The sequence below is a fragment of the Deltaproteobacteria bacterium genome, from assembly GCA_026129095.1.
Classification (GTDB): Bacteria; JAGRBM01; JAGRBM01; order JAGRBM01; family JAHCIT01; genus JAHCIT01.
The window spans coordinates 80035-99862 of record JAHCIT010000011.1 but is presented as its reverse complement, the minus strand read 5'-3'; the positions used below and the strand labels follow the sequence as shown (position 1 = coordinate 99862).

Annotated in this window: 15 protein-coding genes; 8 read left to right on the top strand and 7 right to left on the bottom strand. The window is 63.9% G+C overall.

The genetic code is table 11. From position 1 onward, the window contains the following. Window positions 1–27: 27 nt before the first annotated feature. From KIT79_14515 to KIT79_14505, 3 genes are read right to left on the bottom strand one after another with little or no spacing between them, the layout of a single operon-like run. Complete coding sequence (locus KIT79_14515; protein ID MCW5830516.1) at window positions 28–1059, bottom strand: hypothetical protein; 1032 nt, start codon at window positions 1057–1059, stop codon at window positions 28–30. Window positions 1060–1118: 59 nt separating this feature from the next. Next, the gene (locus KIT79_14510; GenBank protein ID MCW5830515.1) at window positions 1119–2141 is read right to left on the bottom strand and encodes a DNA polymerase III subunit delta'; all 1023 of its coding nucleotides are present in this window, start codon (window positions 2139–2141) and stop codon (window positions 1119–1121) included. A 10-nt stretch (window positions 2142–2151) separates the two neighbouring features. Then, window positions 2152–3297 (bottom strand): acyl-CoA dehydrogenase family protein, encoded by a 1146-nt coding sequence (locus tag KIT79_14505; protein MCW5830514.1) that lies wholly within the window; start codon window positions 3295–3297, stop codon window positions 2152–2154. On the opposite strand from KIT79_14505, the gene KIT79_14500 reads away from it, so the two are divergent. Next, window positions 3296–4204, top strand: coding sequence for a hypothetical protein (locus KIT79_14500; protein ID MCW5830513.1), 909 nt, complete (start codon window positions 3296–3298; stop codon window positions 4202–4204). The two genes, KIT79_14505 and KIT79_14500, sit on opposite strands and share 2 nt — an antisense overlap. Window positions 4205–4221: 17 nt before the next feature. After that, window positions 4222–7371, top strand: coding sequence for a hypothetical protein (locus KIT79_14495; GenBank protein ID MCW5830512.1), 3150 nt, complete (start codon window positions 4222–4224; stop codon window positions 7369–7371). An 18-nt stretch (window positions 7372–7389) separates the two neighbouring features. Here KIT79_14495 and KIT79_14490 read toward each other — a convergent pair whose 3' ends face one another. Genes KIT79_14490 through KIT79_14480 form a run of 3 tightly spaced genes read right to left on the bottom strand, consistent with a single transcriptional unit; the run spans window position 7390 to window position 9820 of the window. Continuing rightward, window positions 7390–8322, bottom strand: a complete 933-nt coding sequence (locus tag KIT79_14490) for a cation transporter (protein MCW5830511.1) — start codon at window positions 8320–8322, stop codon at window positions 7390–7392. A gap of 44 nt (window positions 8323–8366) precedes the next feature. Beyond that, complete coding sequence (locus KIT79_14485) at window positions 8367–8750, bottom strand: DUF983 domain-containing protein (GenBank protein ID MCW5830510.1); 384 nt, start codon at window positions 8748–8750, stop codon at window positions 8367–8369. Next, on the bottom strand, window positions 8747–9820 hold the full coding sequence (locus KIT79_14480) for a DNA topoisomerase IV subunit A (protein ID MCW5830509.1): 1074 nt from the start codon (window positions 9818–9820) through the stop codon (window positions 8747–8749). The genes KIT79_14485 and KIT79_14480 overlap by 4 nt, the downstream gene beginning before the upstream one ends. 291 nt (window positions 9821–10111) lie before the next feature. Here KIT79_14480 and KIT79_14475 point away from each other — a divergent pair, with 291 nt between their 5' ends. Beyond that, window positions 10112–10963: a CbbQ/NirQ/NorQ/GpvN family protein gene (locus KIT79_14475; protein ID MCW5830508.1), complete on the top strand. Its 852-nt coding sequence runs from the start codon at window positions 10112–10114 to the stop codon at window positions 10961–10963. A 7-nt stretch (window positions 10964–10970) separates the two neighbouring features. Then, the gene (locus tag KIT79_14470; protein MCW5830507.1) at window positions 10971–14330 is read left to right on the top strand and encodes a hypothetical protein; all 3360 of its coding nucleotides are present in this window, start codon (window positions 10971–10973) and stop codon (window positions 14328–14330) included. A gap of 26 nt (window positions 14331–14356) precedes the next feature. Here KIT79_14470 and KIT79_14465 read toward each other — a convergent pair whose 3' ends face one another. Then, complete coding sequence (locus KIT79_14465; GenBank protein ID MCW5830506.1) at window positions 14357–15901, bottom strand: methyl-accepting chemotaxis protein; 1545 nt, start codon at window positions 15899–15901, stop codon at window positions 14357–14359. Window positions 15902–16223: 322 nt separating this feature from the next. On the opposite strand from KIT79_14465, the gene KIT79_14460 reads away from it, so the two are divergent. The 4 genes from KIT79_14460 to KIT79_14445 all read left to right on the top strand — a co-directional run bounded on the left by KIT79_14460 (window position 16224) and on the right by KIT79_14445 (window position 19828). Next, on the top strand, window positions 16224–17483 hold the full coding sequence (locus KIT79_14460; protein ID MCW5830505.1) for a hypothetical protein: 1260 nt from the start codon (window positions 16224–16226) through the stop codon (window positions 17481–17483). Between the two features lie 188 nt (window positions 17484–17671). Further along, window positions 17672–18244: a hypothetical protein gene (locus KIT79_14455; protein MCW5830504.1), complete on the top strand. Its 573-nt coding sequence runs from the start codon at window positions 17672–17674 to the stop codon at window positions 18242–18244. Window positions 18245–18257: 13 nt separating this feature from the next. Beyond that, on the top strand, window positions 18258–18929 hold the full coding sequence (ftsE, locus tag KIT79_14450; GenBank protein MCW5830503.1) for a cell division ATP-binding protein FtsE: 672 nt from the start codon (window positions 18258–18260) through the stop codon (window positions 18927–18929). Between the two features lie 17 nt (window positions 18930–18946). Then, window positions 18947–19828: an ABC transporter permease gene (locus tag KIT79_14445; GenBank protein ID MCW5830502.1), complete on the top strand. Its 882-nt coding sequence runs from the start codon at window positions 18947–18949 to the stop codon at window positions 19826–19828.

Below are 19828 nucleotides of genomic sequence, written 5' to 3'. Positions count from 1 at the left end.
GCGGGAGCGGGGCAGCAGGTAAAGGGGCTATCGTTTACGCCGTTTCACCCGGCCGTCGTTGTCCTCCACGTCGGTGATACCCTCCACCGGGACATGGGGGATATGCGCGGCCTCGGCGGAGGTGTCGGGCACGGTCTGTTCCGGCGGGAACGGGGTGCCGGGGGCGCGCTTCTGGGCGGCGGCTTTTGCCTCCGGGGTGAGGTAGTTGGGCTGGGAGATCAGCTTCACGTCCTGGCGCATGATGACGGCATTGAAGATGTCGGCGTCCAGAAGCCACTGACGCCGCCCCTGCCCCTCCACCAGCACCTTGCGGAGCAGGGGGTTCGACGACAGGACGAAATACTGCACACCGTCCATCACGAACTTGAACCCCCGCTTGGGCAGGGTCTTGTTCATGGCCTTGTACTGCTCATCCTCGTAGGAAAGGCAGCAAAGAAGCCGCCCGCACTGGCCGGTGATCTTCGACTGGTCCAGGGCGAGGTTCTGGTTCTTGGCCTGCTTCACCGAAACCTGCGGGAAATCGGCGAGCCAGCTAGAGCAGCACAGTTCCTGCCCGCATATACCGTATCCGCCGGCCATCTTTGCCCGGTCACGGGGGCCGACCTGCCGCAGTTCCACGCGCATGTGCAGCCGGTGGCCGAGCCGCCGGACCAGTTCGCGGAAATCGACCCGTTCCTCGGCGTAAAAATACAGCTTCGCGCCGGATCCATCGTAGCGGATATCGAGCGTGACGGGTTTCATCTGGTGGTCGAGCTTTGCCGCCTGGATCTCCTCCAGCGCGATGAGGAACGCGTCCTCGCTCCGCTGGTCGCGCCGCTGGCTGTGGGCCGCGTCGTCATCGCCCGCCTTGCGGACGAGCTTCCGGCCGCCGGTGTGGGGCCGCCAGCCATAGCGCACCAGCGACACGACCCGGCCCAGTTCGTGCCCCTCGGACGTGGTGCAGACGACGAGGTCACCTACCTCGACGTCGAGCCCGTTCCGGTGGAACTCCTCGACACGGTTACTGCCCGGCAGGCGCACGCCCACGACCTCGCCCCGGGGGAGCACGCCGTCGGGCATGATCTCCACTGGCCTGGGGCCGGCCTCGAAGGCGGATATGTCCAGTTCGATCGGCATGATCAGGGGCTACGGAGGTCCATGATGAGCTTGTCGAGCGAGATTTCCAAATGGGCGTACCGGTCGATGGCTCTCCGGATCTGGAGGAGGCCGTCGATCCGGCGGGCGAGGTCGTCCGGGTCCAGCGTTTCGCGGAGCCGGCCCGCGTCGCTGCCGAGCGATCCGGGCAGGGCGGACGTCACCGCTCCCAGCGCCGAGCGATGGATCAGGATCATCAGATCCAGCCAGTCCGGCAGGGCGCTGCGGTTCCCCTTGAACTGGGCGGCGAGACGTCCGGACCAGTCGCCGGGGTCGGACTTGCCGGTAAGTTCCTCGGTCACGGCATCGCGGGCGAGAGTCTCGAGATCGGCGAACTCTCCCCCCAGTGCTTTTATCGCCTGCCCGAGGCTCCCCTGTGCCAGCGCCGCCGCCCAGCGGGCCTGTTCGGGCGTCACGGTCGTGTCCTTTGGAGGCGCTTCCTGGAGGCGGCGGACGATAATCTCGTCCGCCAGCGGGCGGAACCGGACCGGGATGCAGCGGGAAAGGATCGTCGGGAGTATCTGCGTCCGGTAGGTACCGATCAGGACGATCAGCGTGTCATCAGGCGGCTCCTCGATGGTTTTCAGCAGGACATTGGCGTGCTCGGCCCTCATGTCGTCGGCCGGGTCGAGAATGAGCCCCTTTGCACCGCCGGCGAACGACCGCATTGACAGCGAGCGGATGATGCTGCGGATATTGTCGATGGTTCCCTTGGCGCCGGGCTCCAGCAGGTGCAGGTCGGGGTAGGAGCCCTGCGTATCCGGCCCGGCCACATGCAGGGCGACGCGGTGGCAGGCGTTGCACCGCCCGCAGGCATCGTCGAAGGGTTCCCGGCCCGCCCGGCGCTCTTCGCAGGCGAACGCCTGGAACAGCCGTGTTGCGGCCAGCCTCCTGCCCGTTCCCTCCGGGCCCAGGAACAGAAGTGCGTGCGGGAGCCGTCCGGTCCGGAAGAACCCCTTGAGATGCCGGATGGCATCGTCCTGTCCAAGGATTTCGCTGAAGGGCACCGGTTTTCCCCTACACCGCCCGGCCAAGGGTTTCGCGGGCGATGATCATCCGCATCACCTCGCTTGTGCCGGCGCCGATCTCCATCAGTTTGGCGTCGCGGGCGTAGCGTTCCACCGGAAACTCCTTGATGTAGCCGTAGCCACCGAGCACCTGCACGGCCTTCATGGCGGCGCGGGTGCCGACTTCGGAGGCGAACAGCTTGGCGATGGCCGCCTCGCGGTTGATCCGCCGTCCGCCGGCAATGGCATCGGCAGCCGCATAGACCAGCGCACGGGCAGCTTCCGTCTCGGTCACCATGTCGGCGATCATCTTCTGGACCATCTGGAACTCGCCGATGGCCTTGCCAAACTGCTTGCGCTCAAGGGCATAGCGGGAGGCTTCCGCGACCGACGCCTCGGCGATGCCGATGGAGATGCCGGCCAGCGTCACCCGCTCGATGTCGAGGCCGCGCATGAGCTGGGCGACGCCGCCGTTTTCCTCGCCCATCCGGTTTCCGGCCGGCACTTCCATGTCCTCGAATACCAGTTCCGAGGTGGGCGAGGCGCGCATGCCCATCTTGTTCAGCTTCTTGCCAACCCTGAAGCCGGGGAAACCGCTCTCGACGATGAACGTGGAGAGGCTTTTCGGCCCCTTCTCACCCGTCTTGGCATAAACGACGAAAACCCCTCCCACGGGGCCGTTGGTAATGAACATCTTGGTTCCGTTGAGGATGTACTTGTCACCCTTCCTCACGGCACGGGTTGTCATCCCCACGGCATCGCTTCCGGCGCCGGGCTCGGTGATGGCGACACCGCCAAGCCGCGCGCCGGAACACAGGTCGGGGAGGTATTTCCGGCGCTGCTCTTCGCTGGCGTTCCGGTAGAGGTTGTTCGCGCACAGGACGGCATGGGCACCCAGCGAGAGGGCCGTCGCCGCGCAGCCGCGCCCCACTTCTTCCAGCACCATCGTGACGCCGGGGGCATCCATGCCGGAGCCGCCATATTCAGTGGGGACCATCATGCCAAGGAGCCCCATCTCGCCGAACTTTCTGAACACCGCGGCGGGGAACTCCTGCCGCTCGTCCCAGGCCTCGGCATGGGGCTTGATCTCCCCCTCGACGAACTCGCGCACCGTGCGCTGGAGCATCTGCTGTTCTTCGGAGAGCTGGCGGAGCATGGGGTTGGGTTCCTTGCAGGATAGTCTGGAGCCGTCTCTGGCGGCGGCGCCAGCTACCGTAGGTTTTCTCCGCCGCAGGTGGCAACTTTTCGCCTTTGTTTTCACCAGCGGCCACAATGGGGCTGTGAGTGAATCCCATACCTGCGCGCTGCTCCAGTACGATGTCGTGAAGGGCGAAGTGGCCCGGAACGAGGCTTCTATCCACCGCTTGCTGGACAAAATCCCCAGTAGCCGTCCACTGATCGCCCTGGTTCCGGAGGCGGCGACATCCAATTTCTCCCACTCGAAGGCGGATGAAATTGCCGGGGAGACCCGGGAGGCGGTCCAGCGGCTTTCGGAACGCTGCCGGGCTGAAGGCTTTTCGCTGTACGGTTCGTTCGTCGTGAAGGACGGGGACGGATTTTTCAACGAGGGGCTGCTGTTGCGCTCCGACGGCACGAAGGAAGTTTATCGAAAGGTCCACCTGTTCGAACCGGCCGGCGAGCACACCTTTTACCGGGAGGGAACCGGGCAGGTGGTGGCCGATCTGGGTGAGGGTCTCAGGGCGGGGCTTACCATCTGCTATGACCTCCGGTTTCCGGAATGGGTGGGAAGGCTGGTTGAAAAGGGTGCAAACGCCCTCTTTTGCGTCGCCCAGTGGCCTGAACCCCGGCGCGACCACTGGGACACGCTCCTGAAGGCCCGGGCCATCGAGAACCTCTGCTGGGTGGCCGCCGTAAACCGGACCGGTGAAGGACCGAAAGACCGCTTTAATGGAGGGAGTGCCATCTATTCACCATGGGGAGAGCGGGTGGCATTCGTGCCGGATAACGAGGAGGGCATCGCCTGCGCCGTTCTGGACCTTGGCACAGTTGCTGACGCCCGCCACAGGCTCCCCACCCTTGGTCGCCGGTTCCGGAACGGCTAGTCCTTAATGTACGAGTGATGCCAGAAGATCCCGTTGTTTCACCGGAAACTCCCGAACAGAAACCCGGCCCCCCGGAGCCGGACGGTGCGGATACGTCCGGCGGCGCTCCGGTGGCCGGTTCCGAAGGGCCGCCGATCCTTTCCCGCATCCCGGTGCCGCTCCCCCGGATGCCCAAACTGAATCTCGTTTCGACAATTATCCTGCTCGCCGTGACGGTGGCCGCGATGGCCTTCTTTCCGCTGGTTCTGGATTTGGACCGGCACCGTATCGGCGTGGCCGAGAAGGCATCGCTTGCGCTGGGTTACCCGGTGCGGATCCGGCATCTCTCGCTCGATTTCACCCGGGGGCTGGGGGTCCGGGCGCAGGGTGTGTCGGTCCTGAGCACGGATGGCCGCCGGACGCTCGTCCGTCTGGGCGCCGTCACGGTGGCATTCGACGTGGGCGACCTGATCGACCAGCGGTTCACACCCCGCGTGGTACGTCTCGATGCGCCGTACGTGATGGTAGAGCGGCGGGACGGCCGCTGGCGGATCGAAGGGCTGGACGTGCCGCTGGATAGCGAGGAACCAGCCGATCTGGGCCGCCTGAGTGCGGTGCTGGAGGGAATCCTCCGGGGACTCACAATCCGGGAGGTCGAGGTCACGGGCGGACTGTTTCGCGTCCGGGTTCATGGCGCGGGCGAGCCCGACAGCTACAGTTTCCGGAAGATCAGCATGGAGCTGCAGAACATCGGGATGGGGGCGCCGCTCAAGGTCCATGCCGAACTGTCGGCATTTCTCAACAACCGGAAGATCGGCGATACCAGCGTGGAAATGGCCTCGGTCCTGCCGGCGGAAAACCTGGATCTTGCCGTGCTTCCGGTCAGCATCCAGGCCGCATTGCACCAGGTCCAGCTTACGGTTCTTCCACCTGCCCGGGCGGCCGGCCTCGTGTCGGGGGTGGTGGATCTGCTGGTCAATGCCGGCGGCACGCTGGATGCTGTTCGCGGAAACGTGGAGCTGCTGGCCGAGGGTGTTCGCGGCGAAATGCCCTATGTCTTCGAGGAAACATTCACTCCGGATATCGTGAAGGGCAAGTTCTCGTTCGCATGGGATGGCCGTAAGCTCCGGGCTGACAGCGGCGGCATCCAGATTGGGCCGACCGACGTCACTTTTGTACGCTGGGTATCGGATTTCCGGCCGCCAAACCCCCGGATCGTCCACGAACTGGAAATCGAGTTCCATGTGCGGGACGTGGATCTCTCGCAGGAGTTCAACCACATCCCCTGGCCGATTATCGGGCGGCATGTGTCCGACTACTGCCGCCGCCAGATACGCCGGGAGGGCGTGGCCACCTACTACCGGAATTTCCTGCCGCTCATGCTCACCCGGAGCGTGGATGGATCGCTCGAACCCTGGCTCGATTTCGACCGGTTCTGGATGGAAGGCGCTATCAAGGGGCTGAGCATGCATGTGCTTCCCGGAGAGAGGCTGAAGTTCAGCGGCATCGAGGGCCGGATTGCCATTGAGGGAGGGAACTTCATCATGGACCGGCTGCGGGGCCGGGTGGATGACATGCTCGATGTGGAGGCGGTAGGCGGTTTCGACAGCATCGACCGGCAGGCGAAGCTGCAACTCGATATTACGGGCCAGTTCCCCTATCCGGCCCTGCTCGGGCTGCTGCCCAACTACGGTTTCCGTGCCGTCCAGAAGGTGGTGGCACCACTGTCGGGCGGACGCGGCGATCTGACCGGAAAGGCCCGCGTCGACTACGACATCCTGAAGGACCACTACACCTATAGCGGCGAGATGAGGCTGTCCGAGGGGAACATACGCCTGGCAAACTATCCCGTGGCGCTCGACGGTCTTTCCGGCCCGATCCAGTTCACCGACAACAGCCTGGATCTGGGGCCGCTCACGGGAAGGTTCGGTGACGGCATCCTGTCGGTCCAGATGCAGGTGGACGATCCCAACGGGGCATCGCCCACCTTCGACATGAAGGTCGCCGGTGAGCAGCTGGCGCTGGACCAGATATTGCCGGTGAACAGCCGTCTGAAGGGAAAGGGCACGGTCACGGGCAGCTACTCCACGTCCGGACGCCTGGGGCAGTCCCGGCATCCGCTGAAGCGGTCGGCATCGTTCCGGACAAACCGTGTGGCGATCACCTCGCCCGACATCCGGCTTCCGATCCGCGACGTTGACTGCAGCCTCCGGTACAACACAGGCGAGCGGTCCAGTTTCGGCTGCTCCCTGTCATATGGCGAGAGTATCGCCAGGGTGCGTGCCGGGTTTCTGGATACCCCCGCCGGTCCCCGGGGGGATTTCACCATCGAGGCACCGAACGCGAATCTTGATGACCTGCTGGCCGCCGCCACCGGAACCCGTGACAGCGTGATCGCCACCCAGGCCGAAACGCGCAGGGGCCGCACGGAAACGTCGATCATCGAGCCCCCGCTCCCGGATATCGACGATTTCCTGGCCCGGGGGCAGTTCACCGGAATCGTGCAGGTCGACCAGGGCCAGTTCCGCCGTGCCCCGTTCAGCGAACTCTCGGCGCAGGCATCGCTTGCGGGTCGTACATTCACGCTTTCCACGCTGAATTTCGCCGGTCCCGGCGGCCGGTACGATTTCGAGCGGCTGTCCTACGAGGCCCGCCCTGACGGGGCTCGCATCGTCTTCATGACGCCCCGTTTCGACAACGTAATGCTGCAGCCGATGCTGGAGGCGATGGGGACGCCGACGGATTTCGTGGACGGCATGCTGACCGCGCGCGGAATGATCCGGTTCAACGCCGCCGACCAGTTCTGCAGTTCGGTAGAGGGGGATCTCTCCATGCAACTGGAAGGCGGACGCATCAGTAGCGAATACCGTGCCTTTGCCCGCGTGGCGAGTCTGGTGAACCTGCGGCTGTCGGCCTATCCGGGCGGGATTCCGTTCAGGCAGATGAAGGCGAATTTCGATATCCGCAACGGCCTCGCCAGGGGCCGGGGTTTCGTGCTCGATACCCGCGACTTCGACATGAAGTCGGACAGCGTGGAGATCCGCCTGTGTGACCGGTGGATAAAGTCCAATGCGACCGTATCGGTGCTCCGGCGCGAGTTTTTCAGCCGTCTGCCGCTGGTGGATCTGGGCGAGATCCTGCGGATTCCGGTGAACATCGACCAGTCGTTTGCCGAAAAGGGCGACTAGGGGCGTTTCCGGAACACGCTAGCCTGCGGCCTGCCGGCCTGTTTCCGGGCAGCAGCTATCCTCAATCTGTACCGTTATATGGCCGATCCGGAACTGTTCCCTGAGCCCGGTCCCGACCCGGGCGAGCAGGTCGTCGCGGCTGCCGGTTGTCTCCTTCACGACTAGATGGACGGTGAGGGCGGTCTCGGTAGTGCTGAGCGCCCAGATGTGAAGATGGTGGACATCGTTGACGCCCGGCTGCACTGCCAGCCAGTCGCGGACGGTTGCGGGATCGATGCCATCGGGAGCAGCATCCAGTGAGAGGGCGAGCGACTGCCGGAGCAGTGACCAGCTGTTCAGGAAGATCATGGCCGAGACGCCGATCGCTACCACCGGGTCGAGCCAGTACCAGCCGGTCTGGAGCATCCCGAAACCGGCAACGACGACGGCCAGCGAAATCGCGGCGTCGGCCGCCAGGTGCAGGAAGGCGGCGCGGACATTGAGGTCGTGCTTGCGTCCCGACATGAACAGGAGGGCCGAGCCCGTGTTGATGACGACGCCGATCGCCGCCACGGCGATGACCGTCATGCCCCTGACAGGTGGCGGGTCGAAGAGCCGGGTGGCTGATTCGAGCGCCAGGGCCCCGGCGGTGGCCGAAATGACCAGCGCATTGGCCAGCGCGGCGAGGATCGTTCCGCGCTTGAACCCGTAGGAATGCCGCGCAGTGGGTTCTGAGCGGGCGAAGGAAGCCGCCACCCACGCCAGGGCAAGCCCCAGCACATCGGCGAAGTTGTGACCGGCGTCGGCCAGCAGGGCTACCGAACCGGTAATGAAGCCGGCCGCCGCCTCGCCGGCCGCAAACAGCAGGTTGATCACGGTACCGATGGCGAATGCCCGGTTCATGCTTCCGGTGTGGTGGCCATCGTGGGAGCCGCCGTGGTCGTGATGATGGTGGTGGTGCCCGGCAGACATGGTACGGAAAACAGGATAGCCGGAGGTTTACCGTTCCGGTATCCCTACCGGAGCCGTTCCGGCCCCAGGTAGTAGTCCCATCCCAGCCAGAGCGAACGGGTCCACCGTGTCACGGCGAGGGGAATGGCCGCGCCGATGGCGGCGAGAATGGCGATCATCTGCCAGAGTTCAAGTTCCGCATGTTTCCGCATCATCCAGTAGACCACCATGACCAGCCCGGCCGTAATGCCGTAGTTGAGATAGATCGAGCCGATGAAAAAACCCTGTTCATGGCGGATCCGCAGGCCGCACGCCGGGCAATCCTCATTCAGTTCCAGCCAGGACCGGAAAATGACCCCCTCGCCGCAGCGGGGGCAGCGGAGCCTCAGCGAGCGTGCGGTGACCTCAAGGAAGCGGGGGCGCGGGGCGTCCCCGCCCGTCCGGGTCACGACAGGAACCGCTCCGGCCTGGCCAGTTTTTCCGGCAGGTACGTGTCGATCACGTAGTTGAGTCCGTGCTTGGAAAGGGCCTGCTGCTCGACGCGCTGGCCCTTGGAGAGCATCTTGTCCACGGCCTTGGCCCAGTCCTTGTGCTCCTGGAAGAAGCTGTCGTTCTTCAGGGCGTCCCGTGCGCGCTTGATGTCCACTTCCTTCAGCGGGTGGGTCGGGAGCTTGTAGGTGTCGATGTCCTCGGGTGTAACGCCGAGATAGCGCGCCTGCGGAACGCAGAAGTACTCGTTGAGATGGGCGTTGTTGCCCGATCCCACCTTCAGCGTCCGGTAGATGTTGGCGTAGCCGTAAGGGTCGCCATCGGTAAACACATAAACCGGCAGCTTGAACTGGTCGGCGATGCGGCGCGTGAACCGGCGGACGGCGCGGGAAGGAACGCCGCGCATGGAAATGAGGATGCACTTGTACGTTTGCCAGAACTTGTGCTCGTTCAGCCGCTCGAACATGCCGTGCGTTTCGATGGCAAGGATGAACTTGGCCCTGGTTTCAAAAGCGAGGTCTTCCACCGAACTGGGGATCGCGTAGGAACCCTTGATGTACTGCGTGCAGTCGATCCGGTTCTGGCGGCCGGTATCGGCATCCGTCTCGATGATGGTGATCTGTCCGGCCACGCTGCCGCCGTGTTCGTCCGGCCGGAAGCCGAGCTGCTCCTTGTTGACACCGAAAAGCCCCTCCAGGTCGTCCATGATCGTGTCCGACTCTGTCTGCTCGTGGCAGCCGGCCTCGCCCCAGTTCTTCGTCTGGTAGTAGGCATCGCGTTTGGTGGCGAAGTCGCGGGTTTCGATCAGTTCCTTGGAAAGCGCCATCATCCGGAGCGTCTGGGCGAACGTGCGGATCGTGTTGACCGTCAGGGTGCGTTCCAGCGTCTTGCCCTTCATCACGAAGTGGCCGACCTTTTTGTTGAAAGTGACGTTGGAAAGTGATCTCAGCGGGAACTTGAGCTTGGGGGCACGCTCCTTCTGGATCGTTTCGTAAAGCGAGCGGCCGCGCTCCTGCATCTTCCCGAGCATTTTCTTGCCTTCGGGAGTGGGGCGTTTGGGACGGGTGGAAACGGAAGCAGTGGCGGGAGTTTTCGGTTTGCGGGCCATGAGGTATCCAGACCTTGCGGCGGCGATCCGCTGTGATGAGCCCTCAAAACCAGCGGCGCGGCGTCAGGCGTGGCTCTTATCCGATTCCGTGCGAACGCACAACCTGAACGCGGCGTCTCTTTGATGTCTGCTTGCCGCCCGTGGCGAGGGACCGCTACGCTTCATGCCTTGGCCGCCTCTTACGGGTGGCCGGCAGAGGAACCCGTTTCGCCCATGCCTCCAGCGAAAGCCGCCGCCGAAGTCGATTACAAGGAATACTCGCTCGCCGAGGAGCCCTACTACCGGCCCATTACCGACGAAGTTGCCCTGTTTGAGGCCGCCTATGGTGCCCGCCTTCCGGTGCTGCTCAAGGGGCCCACCGGCTGCGGGAAGACGCGGTTCGTCGAGTACATGGCCTGGCGGCTGACGCAGGGCCGCGGCCGCCGCTCGGGCACGCCGCTCATCACGGTCGCCTGCCACGAAGACCTCACGGCAAGCGACCTCGTTGGCAAGTTCCTGATGAAGGGGGACGAAACCGTCTGGTCGCCAGGTCCGCTCACCAAGGCGGTCGAGATGGGCGCGATCTGCTATCTGGACGAGGTGGTCGAGGCCCGCAAGGACACGACCGTCCTCATCCATCCGCTCACCGATCACCGCCGGATACTTCCCATCGACAAGAAGGGAACCGTCCTTGAGGCGCATCCGGACTTCCTGCTCGTGGTGTCGTTCAATCCCGGCTACCAGTCGGTGTTCAAGAACCTCAAGCAGTCCACCCGGCAGCGTTTCGTCGCCATCGAGTTCGGTTTCCCGCCCGAGGACGCCGAGCGGGAGATCATCGCCCATGAGAGCGGAGTCAGTCCCGCCGATGCGGCCCGGCTGGCCCGGCTCGGCCAGAAGGTGCGGAATCTCAAGCATCAGGGACTGGAGGAAGGCGTCTCGACCCGGCTCCTCATCTATGCGGGCAAGCTGATCGCGGGGGGCATCGGCCCCCGCCGCGCCGTCCGGATGGCGCTCACCGAGGCGCTCACCGACGATCCGGATGTCCAGACCGCGCTCGAAGACCTGGCGGCGGCAGTGATCGGATAGAGCGGATGTGAATGACATCCTCTACTCCAAGTGGCTGAAGATCCTCGTGGCCCGGTCGGAGACAGTGCCGGGCATCGAGATCCCGTATCTGGATCCGGCCGACCCGGAATCCAACGCCATTCTCGCCGGTGCGGAACGGATCGATGCCTGCTCGCGGCGGGCGGCGTTCGAGTTCCTTGCCCATGCACCGCGGCTGAAGGTTCCCCTGGAAGCGCTCGATGCCGTTGCCACCGTCACGGCTGAGGCGGGACGGATCCACGCCGATATTGCACCGGCGGTGGTAACCGCGGGCATGGATCTGTCCGGCCGGATACCCGCCGCGGAGTTCACCCGGTGGTCGGAGGTGGTCATCCGGGTGACCGGAGAGCTTCCGCGTGCGGCAGTGGCGGTGCTGCGGACCAGCCGCCAGTTCTACGAATATCCCCGGCGGATAAGCCTGAACGAGTGGATTGAAGGAGGCCGCAAGACTTGGCAACTCGGCTGGCAGACCTATGGGCTGCTGGAGATGGTTCTGGCGAGCGCCGCCGAGGCCTCCTCGGTTCTGCCGCCGCGGAGCTTCCAGTTCTGGTGCGATACGGCTGCCAGCCTGTCGCACCGGGTATCGGGACTGGCGCAGGACTTCTGCCAGGAACCGCTGCCACGGGACCTGCCGGTCGAAACAGAGGAAGCCCGGCTGGAGCTGCTGGCCGCGGTCGCTGCCAGCCACCCCGAGCAGTTCGCGGCCTTCCGCCGGCAACTGGTTGAGACCGTGCGCCGGGCTCCAGGGAGGCTCAAGGTGCTGGCACCGGTGCTGGCCCGTCTCGTGAGCCGGTCGGCAGACGGGTGCCTCAACGTGGTCCGCAAGCTGGCCGCCGCCAGCGGTGAAGTTGCGGACTCGCGCTACGGGCAGGTGGCTGGAGCGGCGCGCCGGATTCTGGAGAAATCGCCCAGCGCGGCGATGGGGCTGCTCGAATCGATGGATGAAGTCCTGCGGCTGGTCGGGCCGGAGGAGTTCGCCCGATGGGTCGAAGAAGGCGAGCGGCTGCTGGAGTCGAGCCCCGGCCGGGCCGAGGCCCACTTCAAGCTGTCGTCGAGGTCTGCGCGGGCATCGCTACAGGCCTATGTGCGGGGAGTCCGGTTCGAGGAGATTGCCCGGTCCCTGAGGCTCTATGCACAGGGGCTCACGGGGCGGGAGATCCCGCTGGTGCCGCTCGACTGGCACCGGGGGAAAAACCTGCCGACCACCGACGGGGAGAAGATATACCTGCCCGCGCTGGTCTACGAGCATGGCGGCCGGGACGAGAACCGCCGCGTATTCCGGGTCATGTGCGCCCACCAGTGCGGATTTTTCGAGTTCGGGACATTCGGTTTCTCGCTGGAGAAGATGAAAGGCGTGCGGAGCGGGATCGTCCGCGTGTCCGACTATGCCGCTGGCGCTCCGGCGGGCGGAAGCGATCTCGACCGGTTTTTCCTCCAGTTCCCCCGGACGCAGCTTGCCAGGGACCTTTTTCTGCTTCTGGAGAATTTCCGCATCGACGAGGCGCTGCTGCGAAACTATCCCGGCCTCGATCCCGATATCGCCTGGCTCCGGAAAAGCGAACTGGAGAAGCGGAGCATTGACCGGGCGATGAGCCCGGCAAGTGCGCTGGTTGAAGTCGCCACCCAGCTTTCCCTGGGGCTGGAGACAGTGTTCGGCCATATACCGGCCGACGACCTCACATCGGGCCAGATTCAGTTCGAGGAACAGTTCCAGAACCTGCGGGCCCTGTTTTCGGAACTTCGCCGTCCGGAAGCCACCGTCGAGCATACGGCGGTCCGCACAGCCGAGCTGTACCGGCTGTTCTCGCTCTTCCTCGATACCCGGCGTATGGGGATGGACGCGGAACTGGAACCGCCGCCGGCCGCGGATTCCGAATCGGCAGGGGAGTCCGTTCCGGAACCGGGCGGGCAGGGTGGAAGCGAGCCTGCGCCGCCGGGTTCTTCCGGCCCGGAAGTGCCGCCTGATTTCCCGGCCGATTACGGCCGGCCGGAACCGGTCCGTTTTCACGGCGAACTGAACCCGGACGAAATCCAGCGGCGGGTGCAGGCAAGGGGCGCGCTCGATATCGCGCAGCGGCTCATGGGCAATATCGAGATGATGCGGCCCGAGGAGATCGCCTCCTGGCTCGGAGACGGCGATGAGCTGAGCTTTCTGCCGATGGGGCCGGACGAGGAGGCGGGCGGCAGGGCGCTGTTTTCGTCCATGTTCGACATGGACCGGGCGCGGGAGGCCGCGCAGCATGCGCCGGAGTCCCTGCCGGAAATCCTGCAGGAGTTCCAGCAGGAGGTCCGCCGGATGGCCCGGCTGGACACGCTGGATGAGCGGTACGACGACGCCTTCCGGTACGACGAATGGGACCACAAGCTCGGCGACTACCGCCATGCCTGGTGCACCGTACGCGAACGGAACGTGGAAACGGGAAACCCGGAGTTCGTGGACCGTGCGCTCGCTGAAAACTCGAATCTTATCAGCAAGGTGATCCGCCAGTTCGAGGCGATCCGGCCGGAACTCCTGAAGAAGGAAACGCGGCTCCCTGACGGCGAGGAGATTGATCTGAATACGGTGATTGAAGGTGCGGCGGACCGCCGGGCGGGGCTTCCCTATCCGGAACGGATCTATTCTTCCCGCCGCCGCCAGGAAAGGGACGTGGCGGCCATGTTCCTTATAGATATGAGCGCCTCGACGGGAGAGAAAATACCCGATGAGGAACTGGCCGGACCCCCGCCGCCACCCGCCGGAGAGTCAGCAGGCTATTTCTCGGACCCCCGGTTCGGCGTGGCTGCTGACGGCCCGCCAGCCGCACCGGCCGGGGCGCCGCGGAAGACGGTCCTCGATCTCCAGAAGGAGGCGCTGGTCGTCATGAGCCAGGCGCTCAACTACCTGGGCGACGACTATGCCGTGCTGGGGTTCTCAGGCTATGGCCGGGAGCGGGTGGACCTGTACAAGATAAAGGAGTTTGGCGAGCCGTATTCCGACCGGGTGAAGGCCCGGATCGGCGGCATCCGCGCCCAGCAGTCCACGCGCATGGGGGCGGCGATCCGTCATGCGATCGAGAAGCTGCGAGGGCTGGAGGCGCGGTACCGGACACTCGTCATGCTTTCGGATGGTTACCCCCAGGATTCGGACTACGGCGAGGACCGGACCGATGAGAACTACTCCCTGCTGGATACGCGGCTCGCCCTGGAGGAAGCGACGAGGGCTGGCATACACACCTTCTGCATCACCGTGGACAAGGCGGGCTATGACTATCTCAAGCAGATGTGTCCGCCTGACGCCTATCTCGTGATTGACAGGATCCGCGACCTTCCCGAAATGCTCCCCAGGGTTTACCGGGCGATCACCCGGTAGGGGGCTGTCTCATTCGTCACGGAAACCTAGACCCGGAACCGGGCAATGAGCTGCTGGAGCTGGTCGGCCAGCTGGGCCAGTTCCACCGACGTGGTGGCAATCTCCTCGGCGCTGGTGGCATTTTCTCTCGTTACCTGTCCGATCTGGCTGACAGCCTGGGCCACCGTATCGGATACGCGGGACTGCTGCTCGGCCGAGCCGGAGAGCGATGCCATCAGTTCGGCCGTCTCGCTAGCCTTGGCGATGATCAGTTCCAGGGCGGCTCCGGTGCGGTTGGCGTATTCCATGGAATCCTTCGCCAGCACGCTTACGTTTGACATCGAGCCCTGTGCCATCTGGCTGCCGGTCCGGATATGCTCAAGAATACCAGCGATCTGTTTGGTCGAGGCAGCGCTCTTCTCGGCCAGCTTGCGGATCTCGTCGGCCACGACCTCAAAACCCCGGCCATGCTCACCGGCACGGGCCGCCTCGATGGCCGCATTCAGGGCAAGCAGGTTCGTTTGCGATGCAATCTCGTTGATGACGCCCAGGATCGTGCCGATGTCCTCGGTCTGCCGGGAGAGGTCGGCGATCTGGTCGCCCGAGGTCCGGATCGAGTCATTGACCGCCCGCATGGCCTCGATGGTCTGCGTGACCACGTTTCCGCCCCGTTCGGCGGTTTCCTTCGATTGCTGGGAGGTTTCCAGTGCCTGCTTGGCATTGGTGAAAACCAGCTGGACTGACGAGGCCATCTCCTCGATGGCGACCGACATCTCGCTGGTCTGGCGGCTCTGCCGGTCCGAGCCCTCGGCGAGCTGCTGTGTGGTCCGTTCGATCTGTTCGGTGGCAGTACCCAGGCTTTGTGCCGCCTCGCGGATCTGCCGGATCATGACCGCGAGATTGTCGATCATGTCGCCATAGGCCCGTTCGAGCCGGGCCAGTTCGTCCGAGCCTTCCGGCCGGACCTGCACGTTCAGGTTGCCCTGTGCCAGTTCGCCAGAAATCGCGCCCAGACGCCCCAGAGGGGTAAAGAGCCGGCCGAGCCCCCAGTAAAGGCCTATGGTGGTGAAGAGGAAAGCGGCCGCCATGACAATGCCTTCCAGTGCAGCCCGCATGAAAAATGGCGTCAGGATTCCGGTGCGGCCAAGCTGGATGAGAACCGATCCCGGCTGGACCGGTTCGCCCCAGGCCGAATCCGGCAGGATCACCGGCTGCCAGTAACGGATCGAGGCGTTCGTCTGGAGAACTTCAGCGGGTGGCTTGCTGGTCTGCGCCGGAGCGGTTGAGGGCTTCCTGGTAGAGCTGAACAGCGGAACCCCCTGGCCGTCATGGATGGTCAGTTCTTCCAGCATGCTGCCGAAGCCAGCCGCCGCCGGTTGTGCAATGGCTCTCAGGGTTTCTCGGTCAGTGGCTGCCAGGGGCTCCCTGACAGCTATCGCCAGCAGGCTTGTGGATGTCTTGATTCTGGCTGTGGCGATTTCATAGGCCAGTTGCCGTGCGCCGTCGATTCGCAGCCAGCCGGCTACCAGAATGACCGGGCTGGTCAGGGCCAGCCACAGGAGGAGAATCTTGGCGCGGAGGTTTTTCGTCACGGGTCGTCTGCTGCCAAAACGGGAATATGCGGATATGGCAGCCCTATCCGGTTAATTTAGTAGCGGGTGGGGGGCTGCACAAGATAAAGGGGGATTTTCAGGGGGGCTTCCCCCCGGCCACAAGTACAATTAGCGTTATGCCTGACCCGGCACCTGTGCCGGAAACCGGCCTGTGTTCCGGACGTGTTTTCAATCACTTCCGGCCCGGCTAGCTTCCGGCATGATGGGGGACGCCCAGTTTAGGGGCCGGGTAATACTGGTCATGGGCCAGGGTTCCATGATGACGGCATCTGGAACCCGACAGGGGAGGCCTTTCAATCATATGCTGAATTCACTCACTCGCGGTCTGGGGATTGCGCTTCTGGGCGTGGTATTTCTGGGAACAGGCGTCGCGAACGCCCAGGATCCCACGCTCACCGAGCGGACGGATTTTCTGACGGGCAATTTCAGGGCTGCGCCGATCAACCCCCGGACTCCACGGGCTCTCGGCATGGGTAACGCCTTCGTGGCGGTCGGCGGCTCGTACGATTCGATGTTCTACAACCCGGCCGGACTTGCAGCGATCAGGGACTGGCAGTTCTCGATTCTGGGGCTTCGCGCCGAGGCCAACACCGATTCCTTCACCTTCGCGATGGACGCCAAGGATCTGTCGGGCGGGGACGCGAACGAGGCGAACACCTTCTTCGCAGGGCGGGTCGGCGAAGCCGTCTACGTGAACGCCGACAACGTGACCCACTTTGTCATGCCATACCGGAAGAACTGGGCGTTCGGATTCGCCTATTCCTATTCTTACCGCTTCGACGGCGTCGTCCAGCCGGGCATTACGGCGGGCGACCGGTATATCGTCGGTTTGCGCAAGCTCGAGGATCATGCGGGTTACCTGACCGTGGCCCGGAGAATCTGGGGCGAGTATCTGGATATGGGCGTGAACCTGAAGTTCATCAGCCGGAGCGATATCCGCACCGCCGAGTCCGAATCATCGGTAACTGCCAATAACGGAGTGTCGTACACGAACGATTTCGTGAAGCCCCTGAAGGGACCGGGTGATTTTGCCGCCGGAGCCGATGCAGGCCTGGTGATGAGGCTGCCGTTCTCCCTGCTCATTCCGGCGCCTGAGGACGAGGATCCCTCTCCGTGGGGTATTTCCGCCGGTTATATAGCGAGCGGGTTTACTTTCCAGGATATCGCCCGCACGGCGTTCAAGGCCCAGCAGCCGGATGTCGCAAACGGCATTCTGGTGGCCGGCAGTGGTGACGTGCCGATGACGGTTGACTGGGGTCTTGCGGTCGCCGTGCCGTTCGAGGTTGCCCGTCTTACCTTCGCCGTCGATGTCCGCGACATCAACCGTGACGAGATTCCTCTCGGGCACAAATACTCGGTGGGCCTCGAACTGGCATTCCGTTACGTGTTGTCACTTCGTGGCGGCATTAATGCCAACGGCTATGCGGCCGGTATCGAAACGCGGTTCGGCGCTGTCCGGCTGAATGGCGAGATACTGCAGGAACGCAACACATCGATCGCGAACAACCTGAAGGAAACCCGAGTGTCGGCGGGCATGTCGCTGGGCTGGCCCTACCTGTAATAACCGGGCGGGTCCGGCAGCGGACAGTTGATTATCCCCCCGGTTCGGCGCACACTGGACTGGCTTGATTGTGGATCGCGGACGGCTGGTTCGCGTTCCGGGAGGTTTCGGAGAAACCGCCCGTTGAACGGCAGGTGACCAGCTCTGGTGGGTGAGGGCGCCGCGAACTCCCTGCGGAGTGCCCTGTCTTGATTCGTTACAGCCGGTTTCGTGCAGCAGCCCCCCTTCTGGGCGGGGTGATCATTATTTCATGCCTCATGGCCACACCGGCCGGGGCAGCCGACCGTTCCTTCGATTTTGGCGCCGAGTTTCAGCTCGGCCGTGCCGCAGGAAAGGCCTTTGACCACGCGCAGGGGTCCATCGGCCTTCTGATGCGTGTCAACAACCAGGTGACGTTCCGGATCAAGTGGAACCACTTCGGTCCCGGCGACCAGGATCCGCCGTACCGGACTGGCTTTTCCTTCACGGGCGGCGCTGTCATTCATCCGCTGGGGTTCTACAGCAACAACATCAAGAGCCTTTATTTCGCCCCCTACGTCGCTGTCGATGCCGGGATCGGGGCTGTCTACGGGGGCACGGACAACCGGTTCTTTCACCTGAACTTCCTCGGTGGAGGCAACTTCGACATCGGCAACAACTGGACGATTTTCCTGGAGGGCGGCTACCTGCGGATCGACTACGACAACGACGGCCGGAACTTTGGCAGGGCGGGAGCCGTGGATCAGGCCGTGTTCGGGGCGGGGGTGAGGTTCTACTTCTGATGACGGGACGGGGATGATTCAGCTCTTTCACGTCTACAAGAGTTACGGACGCGAGCAGCCGACGCTCGTTGACGTGAGTCTGCGGATCGAGAAGGGCGAGTTCTGTTTTGTCACCGGTCCGTCGGGTGCAGGCAAGACGACGCTCATGCGCCTCCTCTTCGCCGCCGAACGGGCAACCCAGGGCCAGATCATCGTCAATAACGTCAATCTCGCCCGCCTCACCGAGCGGAACATTCCCTATCTGCGGCGGTCGATCGGTGTCGTCTTCCAGGACTTCAAGCTGATCGCCAACCGGACCGTATTCGAGAACGTCTCCGTGGCGCTGGAAGTGCTCGGCACGCCGTCCGGCGAGGTGCGCCGCCGGGTGGTGTCGATGCTGAAGGCGGTCCATCTGCTTCACCGTTCCGACCACTATCCGCAGCAGCTGTCTGGCGGGGAGCAGCAGCGTGTCGCCATCGCACGCGCCCTCATCAACAATCCCGTGCTGCTGCTCGCCGACGAGCCTACGGGCAATCTGGACCCGGAAATCGCCCGTGAGGTGATGGACCTTTTCGAGGAGGTGAGTATCCGGGGAACGACCGTCGTCATTGCCACCCATGACCGTGACCTGATCCAGCGGCTCCAGAAGCGCGTGATCGGTATCGAGCGCGGCCGGATTACTGCCGGCGCCGGATTGCCGGACTGAAAGAGGGGCGGCCTTCCGTGTATTTTGTTCGCCGTGCCCTCCGGAATTTCCGGGAAGAACTGGGACTGCACATGCGGGTCGTGTCCGGTTTCGGCATGATGGTGCTGGTCTTTTCCGGGTATCTGCTCGCCATCCGCAATCTGGACCGGATCGTGGAGCGATGGGGGCATGAGCTTCAGGTGGTGGCCTATCTGAAGGATGGGATCGGATCGGCGTCGGCGGCCCGGATCATCTCCGGCATCCAGAAGGATCCGGCCGTTCATTCGGCCGAATATGTGTCGCCCGAACTGGCGATGAAGCGGTTCCGTGAGGACCTGGGTTCGCTGTCCGGAGTGCTGGAGGGGTTGACGGTGAATCCGCTGCCTGCCTCCATCGAGATCAGTATCCGCGCCGAGCAGCGTGATGCGGCGACCCTGCGCGACCTGGCATCGCGGGTGGGACAGATGGAGGACATCGAGGACGTCCAGTATGGAGAGGGCTGGATCGAGCGGTACGATACTGTTATCGGGGTTATTCGCACCGGCGGCTGGCTGCTGGGCCTTTTCCTTCTCGTCATAACGCTCGGCGCAGTGACCAATACCGTGCAGCTCGTCATCTTCGCACGGCGCGACGAGATCGGAATCCTGCGGCTTGTCGGCGCAACGGAAACATTCATCCGGGTTCCCTTCATGATCGAGGGACTGATCGGTGGTTTTCTGGCGGCAGCGGCGGGCCTGGGAATGCTTGGGGTCCTGTTTCTGGTGCTGGCATCGCGGATCGAGGCGGTCCTCCAGGGATGGCTCGGGTATGTGAGTCTGGTTTTCCTGCCGCTACCGGCCATCCTGGCCATTATCGCGGCCTGCATGGCGATTGGTCTGGTGTCGAGCACGATCGCTGCCGGCCGGCATCTGAGGGTATAG